The following is a 15,503-nucleotide window of genomic DNA, read 5'->3' on the forward strand; positions in this document are numbered from 1 at the left end:
CCGGGTCCGCAACCCCCCTAAGGGAAAAGCTTTGAAAGATTCGACGCCCGACACGGCCGAGGAAGAGAACGACGGTCAACTCGACGACGCCGTGCCGTCCTTTGGCTACCGCTTGTTGCGCGTGGTGGGCCTGGCAGGTTCGACGGGCGGCCTGGAGGCGCTGCATGCCTTTCTCGACGGCGTGGTCGCACCCGCGGGCGCAGCATTCGTCGTGGTGCTGCATCAGCCGGACCTCGGGCTCGAGCCGCTCGTGCGGCAGCTGGGCGCCTGGACGCACATGCCCGTGGTGCCGGTGACCGAGCGCCTGCGTCTGGCGCCAGACACCGTGCATGTGCTGCCGCCTGGCACCCCGCCGCACATGCGCGGCAATTTCATCGAGCCTGGCGATCCATCCAACCGGGGGCGCCATCTCCCGGCAGACCTTTTCTTTCGCGCGCTGGCGGATTCACACGGCCCGCATGGGACGGCGGTGGTGCTGTCGGGGCAGGATGGCGACGGCGCGTTGGGCATCCGGCGCATGAAGGAGCGTGGCGGCCTGACCATCGCGCAGGACCCGCACGAGTCGGCCGAAGGCGGCATGGCACAGGCCGCGTTCGCCACCGGCATGGTCGATTGGGTGCTGCCCGCACGCGAGATGGGCGAACGCATCGCCGGGTACAACCGCATCGAGGCGCAACTGCGTCTGCCGCCCGAGGACCGGGCCCGGGCCGCGGACGTGGCGGCTGGGGCGCGCGAGCGCCATCCGACATCGCCCGGGCCCCCGGGTGACGACGGTGAAAGTGCTTTCCACGACCTGCTGGCCTTCGTGCGCGACCGCACCGGCCGCGACTTCGACGACTACAAGCGTGCCACGGTGCTGCGACGCATCGGCCGCCGGATGCAGATCAACGGCATGCGGGACTTGCCGTCCTACCTCGAATGCTTGCGTTCGAGGCCGGGTGAAATCGGTGCGCTGGTGCAAGACATGCTGATCAGCGTAACCAACTTCTTTCGCGACGCCGACAGCTTTGCTGCGCTGCAGGCGCGGGTGCCGGCGCTGTTTCACGACAAGGGCCCCGAGGACGTGATACGCGTGTGGGTGGTCGCCTGCGCGACCGGCGAGGAGGCCTACTCCATCGCGATGCTGCTGAGCGAGCACGCGCGCACGCTCGACCGCCCGCCGACCATTCAGGTGTTCGCGACCGACCTCGACGAGGACGCGGTGCGGACCGCGCGTGACGGGATCTATCCTTTCGCAGCCGAGGCGGACCTTGGCGAAGAGCGCATACGGACGTTCTTCGTGCGCGAGCCACGCGGCTTCCGCGTGCGCCGGGAGTTGCGCGAACGGGTGCTGTTCGCCGTGCACGACGTTCTACGCGACCCACCGTTTTCGCGCATCGATCTCGCCAGCTGCCGCAACCTGCTCATCTACCTGAACCGCGACGCACAGTTGCACGTACTTCAGACGCTGCACTTTGCGATGCAGCGCGGCGCACCGTTGGTTCTCGGGGTGTCGGAGTCCGCGGACGGCCAGGGCGCCCTGTTCGCTGCGGCCGACGCGGCCCATCGCATCTACATACGGCGCGATGCGCCCCGATGCGGCGTGCCGGTGCTGCACAAGCCCCGCACCGGGAGGCGTGCACTCGACGCGCAGGGCGCGCTCGCAGCGATTCCGCGTGTTGCCATTGCCGCACCGCCGGCGCCTGCCACGGTGCTGCCGACGCTGCGTGGCGGTCGGGCGATGACCTGGGCTGAAATGCACCTGCAGCTGCTCGACCAGCTGGCGCCGCCGTCCATTCTGGTGGATGCCGACCACGAGATGCTGCACATTTCGTCCGCCGCCACCGCATTCCTGTACTTCGACGGAGGGGAGCCTTCGCGCAATGTGCTGCGCGCCATCGTGCCGGACTTGAAGGTCGAGTTGCAGACAGCGCTCTACCAGGCGCAAGAACAGTGCGGGGAGGTCGAGGTCTCACCGGTGCGGGTGCGTCACGACGCCGGCGAGTGGGAGGTGGCGATCAGCGTACGACCGGTTGTCGGCTTCGGCGGTGGCTTCATGGTGCTGCTGAGACACGGTGAGGGGCGTGAGGAAGCGATACGAGAAGCCCAGAGCGACAGGGATGCGCCTGACGCTGCCCTCACGGTGCTGCCGCGCCTGCAGCCCGAGCCGGTCACGCGGCACCTCGAGCGCGAGGTCGATCGCCTGAAGGCGCGCTTGCGCCAGACGGTTGAGCAGTACGAAGTGTCGACGGAGGAACTCAGGGCCAGCAACGAAGAGCTGCACGCGATGAACGAGGAGTTGCATGCAGCTGCGGAGGAACTGGACACCAGCCGCGAGGAACTGCAGTCGATCAACGAAGAGATGGTCAGCGTCAACCAGGAACTCAAGAGCAAGGTCGACGATCTGGGCCGCGCCAACAGCGACGTCCTGAATTTGATGGATGCGACGGCCATCGCCACCGTGTTCCTCGACCGCGAACTGCGCGTGATGCGCTACACGCCCAGTGCAGCCGGGATCTTCAAGCTCATCGCGAGCGATCCGGGGCGCCCGCTTTCGGACCTGGTCACGGCGCTCGACTATCCGCAACTCGCGGACGATGCGCGGACCGTGCTGCGCGCGTTGCGACCGTCCGAGCGCGAAGTGGGCGACGCGCAGGGCCAGTGGTTCCTGGCGCGCGCGCGGCCGTATCGCACCACCGAGGATTCGATCGCAGGCGTGGTGCTCACTTTCGTGGACATCACCGAGCGCAAGGCCGAGCAGGAGTTGTTGCGCCAGTCCCAGGAGCGCTTCAGCGCGATCGTCAACCAGGCGACGGTCGGGGTGGCCCAGATGCGGCTGGATGGGGAGATCACTTTCGCCAACCCCCGCTACTGCGAACTCATGGGTTACCGGCCGGGCGAGCTCATCGGCTGGCGTGCGCTCGACCTGGTACACCCGGCCGATCTGGCGCACACGCGGGCGCTCTTCCGCAGGCTGACGGAATACGGCAAGCCGTTTCAGCTCGAGAACCGCAGCGTGCGCAAGGACGGCACGGTCATCTGGCTGCACAAGAGCGGGACCGTGCTGACCGACGGCAGCGGCCAGCCGCATGCCGCATTGATCGTGTGCACGGACGTGAACGAGCGCCGATCGACCGAAGACGCGTTGCGCCAGAGCCAGGAGCGCATGCGTCTGGTACTGGAGAACGCGGTGGAATACGCGATCTTCTCGCTCGACATGGAGCGCCGCGTGACGAGCTGGAACGCCGGTGCCGAGCGGCTTCTGGGCTACGGCGAGAAAGAGATCCTCGGGTGCGCGGGCGATGTGATCTTCACGCAGGAGGACCGCGACGCCGATGCACCCGGTGAAGAACAGCGCACGGCGCTCGCCAAGGGGCGTGCGGCCGACGAGCGGGTGCACCAGCGCAAGGACGGCTCGCGCTTCTGGGCCAGCGGGGCCCTCATGCCGATGCACAACGGCGAAGGCATGGTGGTCGGCCTGGTGAAGGTGCTGCGCGACCAGAGCGAACAGCGCGCCGCGCAGCAGGAGCTGGAACGCAGTCGCACCGAATTGCTCGCGGTGCTGCGCGCCAACGAGGCCGCGCGCCGCGCGCTGGAGACCGCCGATGCGGCCAAGGACCGTTTCCTTGCGGTGCTGTCGCATGAGCTGCGCAACCCGCTCGCCTCCATCAGCGCCGCGTCCGAAGTGTTGTCGCCCGAATCCCTGCGGACGCCGGACCACGCGCGCGCCGCGCGCGTGGTCCGGCGCCAGGCATCGGTGATGAAGGTCATGCTGAACGACCTGCTCGACGTGTCGACACTCCGACAGGGCCGGCTTTCGCTCAAGCCCGAGCGCACCAGCGCGCAGGCTGTGGTCGAAGCGGCACTCGAATCGGTGCGGCCCCTGATCGAGCAGGGGCGCCATGCGCTCGAGCTGGACATCGCCGAGGAAGAGATTGCGCTCGACGCCGATCCGACCCGGCTGAGTCAGGTGCTGTCGAATCTGCTGTCGAACGCAGCCAAGTACACGCCCGCGCACGGGCGCATCGTGCTGTCGCTGCGCGCCGATGCGCAAGGTGCGGTGTTCGAGGTGGCGGACGATGGCATCGGCATGGATGCCGAGACGATCGAGACCATGTTCGAAATGTTCGTGCAGAGCGAGCGTGCACATGAGCGCGCGGCCGGCGGCCTGGGCATCGGCCTGGCACTGGCGCGCAGCATTGTCGAACTGCACGGCGGCACGGTCACCGGCGAAAGCCTCGGGCTCGGGCGGGGCTGCCGTTTCACGGTGCGCGTTCCATGCGTGCAGGTGCACTGCCCGTGGCCGTTCGCGCCGGCGCCCACGGCCACTGTCGAGCAGTCGGTGGCGTCGCAGCGGCCGCAGCGCTTGCTGCTGGCCGACGACAACGCGGACGCTCTCTGGGGCATGGGGCAGACGCTCACGATGGCGGGTTTCAGCGTGGAGACGGTGCAGAACGGCGTCGATGCGATGCGCATGGCCGAGCGTCAACGCCCCGATGCCGCGGTGCTCGACATCGGGATGCCCGGACTCGATGGCCATGAAGTGGCACGCCGCATCCGCGCCGAACCGTGGGGCCGGGACATCGTGCTGATCGCCGCCACGGGGTGGGGCCAGCCGGCCGACAGGGCCGCAGCGCTGGCAGCGGGTTTCGACGAGCACGTGGCCAAGCCGGTCACGGCCGCGGACCTGCAGCGCCTGCTGCGGGCACATGAGGCGGGCAGGCGGACGATGCAGGAAGAGTGACGGCCTGGAGAGGCTGCACACCCCATTCAATTGAAAAGAAAAACAGTCGCCTCAGCGCGCCGAAAGTCATGACACCGCCGACAACCCTTCACGCCCCGGGCGGCGCACTTCGGCGTGCCATCTTCATCGGCGCCTCTTCCGGCGGCGTGTACGCGATGCTCGAGCTCGCGGCCGCGCTGCCCGCGGACTTTCCGGTGCCGATCTTCTTCGTGCAGCACATCGGCGCCCACCGCAGCCAACTCGCGCAGCTGCTCGACAACCGGGGCCCGAACCATGCGAGGGAGGCTCGCGACGGCGACGTGCCGGCCGCCGGCACGCTCCACGTGGCGCCGCCCGATCACCACATGCTGCTCGAGGGCGGCGTGATCCGCTTGATCCGCGGACCGAAGGAACACCACGCACGGCCCGCCATCGACCCCCTGTTTCGCTCCGCTGCGCTCGAGATGGGGGCGGGGGCCATCGGCGTGATCCTGACGGGCATGCTCGACGACGGCAGCGCGGGCCTGCGGGCGATCAAGGACTGCGGCGGCACGGCCGTCGTCCAGGACCCCGCCGATGCCTTCGAGCCCGGCATGCCCCGCGCCGCCCTGGGGGCGGTACAGGCCGACCATGTGGTGCCGCTGTCGGGCATGGCGGCCCTGTTGTCGGCACTCGCACGGGCCGACCCATCGAGCGATGAAATGACGTCCGGTCAAGCGACCACGGACACGCTGCGCAGCGAGCATGCGGTGGCCGGCGGGGAGGAAACCATGCAGACCTTGAAGACGATCGCCAAGCCCTCGCCTTTCAGTTGCCCCGACTGCGGGGGCGTGCTGTTCGAGCTCGATGACAAGCGGTTGGTGCGCTACCGCTGCCATACCGGCCACGCGCTCAGCCTGCGCAGTCTTGCCGCGACGCATCAGCAGGTGACCGACGTCGCGCTGTGGACCGCCCTCCGGGCGCTGCAGGAAAAAGAAGCCATGCTGCGGCGGCTGGCCGACATGCAGCGCCACGGCGATCCCGCGTCCGCGGCCGGATGTGAGGACGAAGCCGCGGAGATCGCGGCGGTGGTCGTGGCGATGCGCCGGCTGGCAGTGACCGGGGCGGGCCCGACGCCTGTCGGCGCCTGAGGCCCGAGCGGTGCCCTTCGCGCGAAGCCGCCCGGCCGATCTGAGGCCGGCGTTCGCACTCCCGGCGGAGTGGGACTTCGTCCCACAGGGCGCTGCAACGCAGGGGCCTAGCTTGAATCTGTTCCAGCTCACCGGCTGCGCCGCGCCCACCATGTCCACCCTCGACCCTTCTGCCAGCACCGATCCCGAAGGCTCCGACCACACAGCCACGGTCGAATACCTGAAGCGGCACGGCATCGTGGTCGTGACGGCCGAATCGTGCACGGCGGGCCTCATCGCCTCGCGGCTGGCCGCTGCACCCGGTGCCGGAAAAGTACTGGAGTGCGCCTTCGTGGTGTACGACCCCAAGGCCAAGCGGCGTTGCCTGGGCGTGCCCGCCGACGTGCTGGCGCAGAACAACCTCACGAGCGAGGCCGTGGCGCTGGAAATGGCGCGCGGGGCGTTGCGCCACAGCGATGCGGGACTCGCTGTCTCGAACACCGGCGTGGCCGACGGCAGCGACCCCGATGTCGAGGCCGGCACGCAATGCTACGCATGGATCTTCCGGGATGCCGATGGCGTGCACGAGCACACCGAGACGCGCGTGTTCCAGGGCGGGCGCAATCAGATCCGTGAGGCCAGCGCAGACTACGCGCTGCGTCGCATTTCGCACTACCACGCGCGGCACGGCGCCGCCGAGACAAGTCGAGGACGAACATGACCTTGCGACCTACGCAGCAAGACATCCTGCAGGCATTGCAGGTGCAAGGCGACTTCGACGCCGAGGTCGAGCGCGAGCGGCGCATCGATTTTCTCGCGCGCTACCTCACGCGCAACGACCGGCGGGCCTATGTGCTCGGCATCAGCGGCGGTGTCGATTCGCTGGTGGCCGGCGCGTTGGCGCAGCGTGCGGTGGAGCGGGTGAGGGCAGAGGGCAAGCCTGCGAGCTTCGTGGCCGTTCGCCTGCCGTATGGCCGGCAGCGCGACGAAGCCGATGCACAGCGCTGCATCGACTTCATCGCGCCCGACGCGATGCACACACTGGACATCCGCGCGGGAGTCGATGCACTGGGGGCGACGCTGCGCGCTGCCGGTGTGCCCCTGGGTGACGCCGCCGCGGAGGACTTTCTGATCGGCAACGTGAAAGCGCGTATCCGCATGGTCGCGCAGTACGCGGTCGCTGGTGCCATCGATGGCCTTGTCGTCGGGACCGACCATGCGGCCGAGGCGCTGATGGGCTTCTTCACCAAGCACGGCGACGGCGCGGCCGACATCCTGCCGCTGGCCGGGCTTTCGAAGCGCCGCGTACGGGCCCTCGGTCTCGTGTTGGGCGCGCCCGCCGACCTGGTCCACAAGGTGCCGACCGCCGACCTCGAAAGCCTGGCGCCGCAGCGACCCGACGAAGAGGCCTTCGGATTGGGCTACCCCACCATCGACGACTTTCTCGAAGGCCGCCCGATCGACCCCGCGGCGCAGCGGATCATCGTGGGAGCCTACCTGGCGAGCATGCACAAGCGCATCCCCCCGGCGCGGCCCGGCGCAGGCGTCGACGGTTGATTCGCAGACGGCCGATCAGCGCGTCGGTGCCGCTGGCGCGGAAGGGTGCGAATGTGACGTGCCACCGGCATTCGCTCCTTGGACGGCCCCAGCCCGTTGCCACGCGTCGGCGCCCGGTCGGATCGCCGGCGCCGCGATGTCTTCCCGCTGCCGGCGCTTTTCGGCGCTGCGCACCCCGAAGCGTCGGTCGCGCTCCTCCACCATGGCGGCGTTCGCCTGGCCGTCGGCCGTGAAGCCCATCATGAGCTCGGGCATGCCCAGCGGCAGGTCTTTCTGCTGGTCGGTGTGCCAGGTGTGGAAGGTCTTGCCATAGGTGCCGACGAGCTTTGTCATCAGCGCATGCTCGGCCACCTCCGGAATGCCCGGCGCGATCAGTTGGCCCGACTTCACCTCGTGCACGTGGCTGTGCCACAGCGCCTTCTCCGCGACGGGCAGCGTGTCGAACAACCGGGCGCTCACGATGTACTCGACGCCCATGAGCTTGGCGGCGTTCTGGTTGCCGTCGAAGATCACGCACTGGATCACTTCCTCGTTGACGAAGGCGCAGTAGTGGTGGGCCTCCATCTGCGCTTCCATCCGGCCGTTGTAGAAATGGAAACCGTCGAGATAGGCGTTGAGTTCGTCCACGGGATGCTTGGCTTGCAGCGCTGCCGCGCCGGCTTCCAACGCGGCAGTGCCGGCGCGCTTGTCGGCCCCCAGGGCCTCGACCTTCGAGGGGCTGGCGTGGTCGCCGCAGGCAGCGAGGGCCGTGAGAGCGACCAGCAGCGAGGCGCTCCGCGCGAGGCTGGGAAATGAACGAGCGTCAGGGTTCATACGGCATTCAGATGAACGGCACGCCGCCGGTCACGGGAATCGTCGCACCGGAGATGTAACTCGCCTGGTCGGACGCGAGCAGCACGTACACCGCCTGCAGTTCGGCCGGTTGGCCCGGACGCTTCATGGGTGTCTGCTTGCCGAACTCCGCGACTTTTTCGGGCGGCAAGGTCGAGGGGATAAGCGGCGTCCAGAACGGCCCTGGTGCCACGCAGTTCACACGAATTCCCTTTTCGGCAAGCAATTGCGCCATGCCCCCCGAGAGGTTCTGAATAGCGCCCTTGGTGGCCGCGTAGGCGACCAGCGTGGCATTGGGCTTGTCGGCATTGACTGACGCGGTGCTGATGATCGACGCGCCCGGCTTCATGCAGGCGGCCGCAGCCTTGCTGAGGAAGAAGTTGGCGTAGACATTGGTGCGGAAGGTGCGGTCGAACTCCTCCGCCGAGATATCGTCGAGCGACTTGTGGCTCATCTGGAAGGCCGCGTTGTTGACCAGCACGTCGAGGCGGCCGAAAGCGTCGAGGGTGCCTTGCACCAGGCGCTGGCACTGCGCTTCCTCCCGGATGTCGCCCGGCATGGTGACGCAGCGGCGCCCCGCGCGCTCCACCCATTCGCGGGTGACCTGGGCGTCTTCCTCTTCCTCGGGCAAGTACGAAATCAGCACGTCGGCGCCTTCGCGCGCAAAGGCGATCGCCACCGCGCGACCGATGCCGCTGTCGCCCCCGGTGATGAGCGCCACCTTGCCCTGCAGCTTGTGGGAGCCCACATAGGACACCTCGCCGAAATCAGGTGCGGGGGACATCTGCGACTCGAGGCCTGGCGGTTGTTGGGCGGGGGTGGTGAAGGGGGGCTGTGCGCCGGCTAGGCGAGGGTCTGTCATGGGCGGGTCCTGGCTGAAGTGGGTGGTGGGGAGAGCTGGGGTGCGGGCAGGGCGCCGTACCGCACAGAAGTCGGTCTCTACGTTGGACGCTCGCGCAGCACCGGGCGCGCGAGACCGGCCCGTTCATGCGTCAGACAAGGACGACGTCAGCGCGGCGTCGCGTAGGGGTCGGCCCGGGACGAACAGGCGCAGAATTGGCCATACCGCGCAGCCGTTGGCTGGCGACCCGCGACCAGCGCCTTTCCTGCCAACCCGATTTCATGCTCCCTCCAGAAACCGCCACCGCCGAATCGCCCGACGAGCCCGCGCTGCCTCATCTCGTACGCAGTCACCTGAAGTTCCCGGTGATCGGCATTGGCGGCTCGGCCGGCGGGCTGAAATCCGCGATCCGGTTCTTCGAGCAGATGCCCGCCCACGAAGGCATGGCCTTCGTGGTGATCTTGCACCTGTCGCCCACGCACAAGAGCAACGCCGCCGAAATCCTGCAACGCGCCACCCGCATGCCGGTGCAACAGGTGACGCAGGCCGTGCCGGTCGAAGCGAATCATGTGTATGTGATTCCACCGGGGGTGGAGCTGACCATGAACGACGGCCACCTGCAGGTGTCGCCCAGCGAGCGCGTGGCCGGGCGTCACATCGCCATCGATGTGTTCTTTCGCACCATGGCCGAAGTGCACCAGGAGCGCGCAGTCTGCATCGTGATGTCGGGCACCGGCAGTGACGGCGCCGTTGGACTCACCAGCGTGAAGGAGCACGGCGGCATCTCCATGGCAGAGGCGCCCGAAGACGCCGAGCACGACGGCATGCCACGTGCCGCCATCGCCACGGGCGTGGTCGACTTTGTGCTGCCCGCGGCCGGCATGCCTCAGCGGCTGGTGGAAATCTGGCGCACGTCGCGCCACATCCAGCTGCCCGCCGCGGAAACGGCGGGTCCTTTTTCCTCCGATCCGTCCGGGCCGATGGAATCGGAAGAAGCCGAAGCCGCGCTGCAGGACGTGATGTCGTACCTGCGCGTGTACACCAAACACGATTTCCGGCACTACAAGCGCGCGACCGTGCTGCGCCGGATCGAGCGCAGGCTGCAGGTCAACCGGCTGACCGACTTGCCCGCCTACCGCAACTACCTGCGCGAGCACCCGGCTGAGGCGCCGTTGCTGCTGCAGGACATGCTGATCAGCGTCACCAGCTTCTTCCGCGACCGCGAGGCTTTCGATTCGCTCGAGAACGACGCCATCCGCCGGATCATCGAGGCCAAGCAGCCCGGAGAACGGTTGCGCGTGTGGGTGGCAGGCTGTGCCACCGGCGAAGAAGCGTATGCGGTCAGCATGCTGCTGCGGGAGCAGGCCGACCTGCTTTCCAAGCCGCTCGAAATCCAGGTCTTCGCCACAGACATCGACGAACGCGCCATTGCCACGGCGCGCAAGGGTGTTTATCCGCAAGGCATCGCCGAAGACGTGACACCCTCGCGCCTGCGCCATTTCTTCGTGAAAGAGCAGGGCCAGTACCGTGTGGCGACGGTGGTGCGCGAGCCCGTGCTTTTTGCGCTGCACAACCTGCTGCGCGATCCGCCGTTCTCGCGGCTGGACCTGGTGTGCTGCCGCAACCTGCTGATCTACCTGGACCGGGCGGCGCAGTCGCACGTGCTGGAGATGTTTCGTATCGCGCTGGACGGTGGCGGCTACCTGTTCATGGGAACGTCGGAATCGACCGATGCGGTAGGCAACCTCTTCACTGCGGTCGACAAGAAGCACCGGATCTTCCGCGCCAATCCGGGCTATCCGCCCGGGCGGCTGTTGCCGCTGATCAGCGACCCGGCACTGAGCGCCGACTACAGCGCGCTGGGCCCCGCACCGCTCAGCGCGGTTCGGCGCGCGAGCGACGCACCTGCCACTGCCGAGATGCACCAGCGTGCGATCGAGCAGTTCGCTCCGCCCAGCGTATTGATCAGCAGCCAGCACGAAGTGCTGCACCTGTCGAACGGGGTGGGGCGGTTCCTGGAGCGCGCGGGCGGCGAACCGTCGAACAACCTGCTCAACAACGTGCGCCCGGACGTGCGTATGGAACTGCGCACCGCACTTTTCAAAGCCTCGCAGTCCTCGCGCAGCGTGGAGACGCGCATCGTGCAGAGCGATGAAGATGGCAGCCCGATATTGCTCAACATCACCGTGCGGCCGCTGCCGCCGCATGCGGGGCAGTCGGGCCTCATCCTGGTTGTGTTCGACGAAGTGGAAGGGAGCATGCCGTCGCAGACGGGCGACAACGGCGAGCGGGCGCCCATGCTGCTGGTCGGCCAGCTCGAGGACGAGATCCGCCAGCTCAAGTTGCATCTCCAGGACACCGTCGAGCATGCCGAGACGTCGACCGAAGAGCTGAGGGCCTCGAACGAGGAACTGCAGGCCATCAACGAAGAACTGCGTTCGGCCACCGAGGAACTGGAGACCAGCAAGGAAGAGCTCCAGTCGATGAACGAGGAGCTCGTGACCGTGAACTACGAGCTCAAGGTCAAGGTGGAGGAGCGCGGCAATATCAACGACGACCTGCAGAATCTGATTTCTTCGTCGGAGATCGCTACCGTGTTCGTCAACCGCGGCATGCATGTCAAGCGCTACACGCCGCAGGCTGCGACCCTGTTCAACCTGATTCCGACGGACCTGGGGCGCTCGCTCTTCGACATCACCAGCCGTTTGGATTACACCGAACTGTCCAGCGACACAGAGTCGGCCTTCAAGAACCTGCGCACCATCGAACGGCAAGTGAGCAGCACGGACGGACGCCACTACGCCGCGCGCATCCTTCCCTACCGCACGGCGGACGACAAGATCGAAGGCGCGATCCTCAATTTCTTCGATATCACCGACCTGCGCCTGGCCGAAGAGCGGGTGCGTGCCAGCGAGGAGCGGCTGCGCCGGGTGGCCGCCACCACGCGCGATTTCGCCATCATCACCACCGATGCGGCGGGCCTCATCACCAGCTGGAACCGGGGTGCGTGGCGAATCTTCGGCTACAGCGAGGAGGAGATGCTTCAGCGACCGATCGCCACCATTTTCACGCCCGAAGACCAGGCCCATGGCATCCCCGAACAGGAGATGCGCACCGCTGCGCGGAAGGGGCGGGCCGAGGACGAACGCTGGCACTTGCGCAAGGATGGCAGCCGGCTTTACTGCAGTGGTGTGACCACGCCGCTCGAGGAGGGCGAAGGCGGTGGCTTCGCCAAGATTGCGCGCGACATGACGGACACCAAGCAGCAGGAGCTGGCCCAGGAGCACCGGCTCATCAAGGAGAGGAGGACCAGCCTCAACGCGCAGATGGCCAATGAGCTGAAGGACCGCTTCCTCGCGGTCATGTCGCATGAATTGAAGCAGCCACTCAACCTGATCCAGATGAATGCCGAGTTGCTGATGCGCCTGCCGGTGAGCACGGAGAATCCTTCGGTGCGGCGCGTGGGCGATGCGATCCGCCGCGCGGTGAACAGCCAATCGCGCATCATCAACGACCTGTTGGACCTGTCACGGATTCGCACCGGCAAGCTGCGCCTGAACCGGGTAGCGCTTGACCTGGGTGACCTGGTGCAGGCGGCGGCCGAGGCGGCGGTGGCGGGCGCCTCCGGCAAGAAGATCGGACTCGATGTGAGGTGCGAGTCCGCCGTCGTTTGCCATGGCGACCGGGTGCGAGTGGAACAGGTCGCCTGGAACCTGCTGTCCAACGCCGTCAAGTTCACACCCGACGGCGGCCGGATCACGGTGCGCGTGTCGAGTGCGGACGGCTTCGCACAGCTCACCGTCGCCGACACCGGCTGCGGCATCGCGGCGGATTTCCTGCCGCATGTGTTCGGCATGTTCAGCCAGGCCACGCACGACGCGGCGCCGCCCAACGGCGGCCTGGGCATCGGACTGGCGCTCGTCCATGAGCTGGTCGCTGCCCATGGCGGGCGCGTGGAAGCGCGTTCCGAGGGCACGGGCCAAGGCGCGGAGTTCAGCGTGTGGCTGCCGCTGCAGGGCGCCGATGTGCCGCTGCAGCGAGAGGTGGCGCACAGCGTGGACTTCAAGGGGTGGCGCGTGTTGGCGGTGGACGACTATGCCGACGCGCTCGCAACGTTCGCCGAAGTGCTGCGGCTGGAGGGGGCCATCGTGGACACCGCGGCCAACGGCAAGGAGGCCCTGGCGATGCTCCAGGCACAACCTTACGACCTGCTGGTGTCCGACCTCGGCATGCCGGAGATGGATGGCTTCGCCTTGATTGGCGAGGTCCGGCGCATCGACGCCACGCGCGAGCTGCGTGCCATCGCGGTGTCGGGCCTCGGCCGACGGGTCGATGCGCGGCGCGCGCTCGAGGCGGGTTTCAATGCCCACCTGCCCAAGCCCGCCTCGATCGACGAACTCAAGGCGGCGATCGGCCGACTCTGATCAGGCGCTCGGAGCAGACTGCGCGCCCCTTGCAGTCCGGGCGTTGCGTGCCAACGCGTTGCGGCCTTCGGGGGTGATGGCCGTGACCACGGCGCGCGCGATGCGCCTCTCGCCGCTGCGCAGTTGCTCCGGTGGTTCTGTCAGCGCCTCGACCAGCGATGCGCTTCGAAGGGCGAGGATTCGGTGGATGTCTTCCTGTATGGAGCACACGACCGGCAAGGGCCGTTGGGAGAGCAGTTCGAGCAACTGGAAATAGTCGGCCACGCGCCGATCTCGGGGCGTTGTCTTTTTTCGCATGCAGGTTACCTCGTTGGGGATGTTCAAGGGGAGCGTCATGCCTTCCCCGGCAATCTGCGTGCCTGCGCTCGCCGTTCCCGGCCTCCCTGTCCGCCGGTGGATCTTCGGCGTGGAAACTTCGATGCCTGGCGAGGCGACGCCCGGCGGTCGATCCGCAGCGGCCGATGTCGGACGAGCAACAGCAGCGAGATCAAGCAGTTTGCACAGATGATGGTCGACGGCCATACCAAGGGCCTCGCCGATGTGAAGAAGCTGGCGGCCGCGAAAGGCACCGATTTGCCCGACGGACCCGATGTGATGCACAAGGCCGTGGCCCTGGAATTCAAGGCGCTGACGGGTGACATCTTCAACAGCCGCTATATCAAGCAGGCGGGTGTGGGCGACCACGAAGCCACCGAGAAGCTGCTCAAGAAGACCCAGGTCGAAGCGAAGGACGCCGACCTCCAGGCCATGGCCGGAGAGATGCTGCCCGTCGTGCAGGCGCATCTGAAGCACGCACAGGACTTGGCGGCAAAGAAGCAGGCCGCTTCCGGCGTTCCCCGCGGCTCGACGCAGCGGCGGGGAGGTTCAGGCTGCGAGGCTCGGATCCAGGGCCCCGCATCCGCGCCGCTTGAAACGGTTCAGCCGACGGCTTCCTCGATCTGAGTGGCCTCGGCCAACAGACCGAGACGCTTGTCGGTGGCCTCTTCTTCGGCCAGGCTTTCCTTGAGAAGAGGTATCGCCTCGGCAAAGCCTAGCTTCTGCGCCATGAGGCACAGCGACGTGTAGCCCGCGATCTCGTAATGCTCGGCCTTTTGCGCGGCGCCGATGAGTGCGGCATCCAGTACCGGTCCCTTGTCGATCAGGTCGACCAGCGACATCGTCTCTTCGACCAGGCCTTCCATCCCCTCGCACTTGACGCGCTTGATCCGAAAGCCGCACAGCTCGGCAAGCTGGTCGAGCCGCTCGACCTGCGTGCGGGTTTCCAGCAGATGGTCTTCAAAGGCCTGTTTGAGTTCGGGATCGGTAGCGGCACGCGCGAGCTTGGGGAGCGAGCGTGTCATCTGCTTTTCTGCGTTGTGCGTGTCCGAAATCTCGTGCACGAACAGGTCCATCACGGTCTTGACTGGCATGGGAAGCTCCTGGATTGAGTGAAGTGGCAGGACTTAAGTTGCGATGCGCATTGGCCTGCCTGTGTAGTCCATCCGCGCACCCCTTCGCCAGTGCGCTCGTAGGAACGGGTCCTGGCGCATGGCGGCCACGGCCTACCTGTGGTCGCCTCGCTGCGCAAGGCGCTGCACCTACAGCGGTTTGCCTGGCGTTCCGGCGTGCCGCTCGACAGACGGCAACCACATGACGCTCTGCTCAAAAGGACCAAAACCGGGACGACATCCAGCGGCTGGGCTTCGCCAACGGTGGGTGCGGGGACGTGCGCACCCGGCCTCGGTTGCTGAGCCATGGCCAGGCGCATGGCGGTGGCACACTGCGCGGCCTACTTTTTTTTGCCGGACGCGGTGACCGCCTTGGTCACTGTCACCGACACGGGATCGCTTGCCGGGAAGGACTCCTCGATGCCGCTGTCGATCGCGTCCTCCGAAGGGTCCTGGGTCACCGGGGGTACAGGCAGATCCGGATGCTTCGGATGATGGGCCGCCGTGGGAAAAGGGTAGGGCTTGGTGCTGGAATTTTCGGATGTCATGGGGTACCTCATGCGGAGGGTGGGGTGGCCAGAACGGGGACGGCGGCGGGGCCTTTGTCCCTGT

Annotated in this window: 11 protein-coding genes; 6 read left to right on the top strand and 5 right to left on the bottom strand. The window is 67.2% G+C overall.

Annotated features, from left to right (window positions below; genetic code table 11):
* Positions 1-31 precede the first annotated feature (31 nt).
* The 4 genes from ACSFBC_RS10675 to nadE all read left to right on the top strand — a co-directional run bounded on the left by ACSFBC_RS10675 (position 32) and on the right by nadE (position 7,368).
* A complete protein-coding gene (locus tag ACSFBC_RS10675; RefSeq protein WP_435510294.1) occupies positions 32-4,723 on the top strand; it encodes a PAS domain S-box protein in 4,692 nt (1,563 codons plus the stop codon).
* A 68-nt stretch (positions 4,724-4,791) separates the two neighbouring features.
* A complete protein-coding gene (locus ACSFBC_RS10680) occupies positions 4,792-5,832 on the top strand; it encodes a chemotaxis protein CheB (protein WP_435510295.1) in 1,041 nt (346 codons plus the stop codon).
* Between the two features lie 151 nt (positions 5,833-5,983).
* Complete coding sequence (locus ACSFBC_RS10685; RefSeq protein ID WP_435510296.1) at positions 5,984-6,532, top strand: CinA family protein; 549 nt, start codon at positions 5,984-5,986, stop codon at positions 6,530-6,532.
* Positions 6,529-7,368, top strand: a complete 840-nt coding sequence (nadE, locus tag ACSFBC_RS10690) for an ammonia-dependent NAD(+) synthetase (protein ID WP_435510297.1) — start codon at positions 6,529-6,531, stop codon at positions 7,366-7,368. The genes ACSFBC_RS10685 and nadE overlap by 4 nt, the downstream gene beginning before the upstream one ends.
* Before the next feature lie 15 nt (positions 7,369-7,383).
* Here nadE and ACSFBC_RS10695 read toward each other — a convergent pair whose 3' ends face one another.
* Positions 7,384-8,181: an OBAP family protein gene (locus ACSFBC_RS10695; protein ID WP_435510298.1), complete on the bottom strand. Its 798-nt coding sequence runs from the start codon at positions 8,179-8,181 to the stop codon at positions 7,384-7,386.
* 7 nt (positions 8,182-8,188) lie between these two features.
* Positions 8,189-9,061, bottom strand: a complete 873-nt coding sequence (locus ACSFBC_RS10700) for an SDR family oxidoreductase (RefSeq protein ID WP_435510299.1) — start codon at positions 9,059-9,061, stop codon at positions 8,189-8,191.
* A 260-nt stretch (positions 9,062-9,321) separates the two neighbouring features.
* On the opposite strand from ACSFBC_RS10700, the gene ACSFBC_RS10705 reads away from it, so the two are divergent.
* On the top strand, positions 9,322-13,464 hold the full coding sequence (locus ACSFBC_RS10705; RefSeq protein ID WP_435510300.1) for a CheR family methyltransferase: 4,143 nt from the start codon (positions 9,322-9,324) through the stop codon (positions 13,462-13,464).
* On the opposite strand, the gene ACSFBC_RS10710 is transcribed toward ACSFBC_RS10705, so the two are convergent.
* Entirely contained in the window at positions 13,465-13,986 is a 522-nt protein-coding gene (locus ACSFBC_RS10710) for a hypothetical protein (protein WP_435510301.1), read from the bottom strand.
* Here ACSFBC_RS10710 and ACSFBC_RS10715 point away from each other — a divergent pair.
* Complete coding sequence (locus ACSFBC_RS10715) at positions 13,969-14,406, top strand: DUF4142 domain-containing protein (RefSeq protein ID WP_435510302.1); 438 nt, start codon at positions 13,969-13,971, stop codon at positions 14,404-14,406. The two genes, ACSFBC_RS10710 and ACSFBC_RS10715, sit on opposite strands and share 18 nt — an antisense overlap.
* Here ACSFBC_RS10715 and ACSFBC_RS10720 read toward each other — a convergent pair.
* Positions 14,382-14,873 (bottom strand): YciE/YciF ferroxidase family protein, encoded by a 492-nt coding sequence (locus tag ACSFBC_RS10720; RefSeq protein WP_435510303.1) that lies wholly within the window; start codon positions 14,871-14,873, stop codon positions 14,382-14,384. The two genes, ACSFBC_RS10715 and ACSFBC_RS10720, sit on opposite strands and share 25 nt — an antisense overlap.
* A gap of 359 nt (positions 14,874-15,232) precedes the next feature.
* On the bottom strand, positions 15,233-15,439 hold the full coding sequence (locus tag ACSFBC_RS10725) for a hypothetical protein (protein WP_435510304.1): 207 nt from the start codon (positions 15,437-15,439) through the stop codon (positions 15,233-15,235).
* Positions 15,440-15,503: the final 64 nt, after the last annotated feature.

It is taken from the genome of Variovorax frigidus (assembly GCF_051216515.1).
Lineage (GTDB): Bacteria > Pseudomonadota > Gammaproteobacteria > Burkholderiales > Burkholderiaceae_C > Variovorax.

Bases quoted from the DNA above. Each gene is read 5' to 3' on its own strand.
- ACSFBC_RS10715 (WP_435510302.1), top strand. From the start codon at position 13,969: ATGATGGTCGACGGCCATACCAAGGGCCTCGCCGATGTGAAGAAGCTG.
- ACSFBC_RS10720 (WP_435510303.1), bottom strand. From the start codon at position 14,873: ATGCCAGTCAAGACCGTGATGGACCTGTTCGTGCACGAGATTTCGGAC.
- ACSFBC_RS10725 (WP_435510304.1), bottom strand. From the start codon at position 15,439: ATGACATCCGAAAATTCCAGCACCAAGCCCTACCCTTTTCCCACGGCG.
- ACSFBC_RS10680 (WP_435510295.1), top strand. From the start codon at position 4,792: ATGACACCGCCGACAACCCTTCACGCCCCGGGCGGCGCACTTCGGCGT.
- ACSFBC_RS10710 (WP_435510301.1), bottom strand. From the start codon at position 13,986: ATGGCCGTCGACCATCATCTGTGCAAACTGCTTGATCTCGCTGCTGTT.
- nadE (WP_435510297.1), top strand. From the start codon at position 6,529: ATGACCTTGCGACCTACGCAGCAAGACATCCTGCAGGCATTGCAGGTG.
- ACSFBC_RS10705 (WP_435510300.1), top strand. From the start codon at position 9,322: ATGCTCCCTCCAGAAACCGCCACCGCCGAATCGCCCGACGAGCCCGCG.
- ACSFBC_RS10685 (WP_435510296.1), top strand. From the start codon at position 5,984: ATGTCCACCCTCGACCCTTCTGCCAGCACCGATCCCGAAGGCTCCGAC.
- ACSFBC_RS10700 (WP_435510299.1), bottom strand. From the start codon at position 9,061: ATGACAGACCCTCGCCTAGCCGGCGCACAGCCCCCCTTCACCACCCCC.
- ACSFBC_RS10695 (WP_435510298.1), bottom strand. From the start codon at position 8,181: ATGAACCCTGACGCTCGTTCATTTCCCAGCCTCGCGCGGAGCGCCTCG.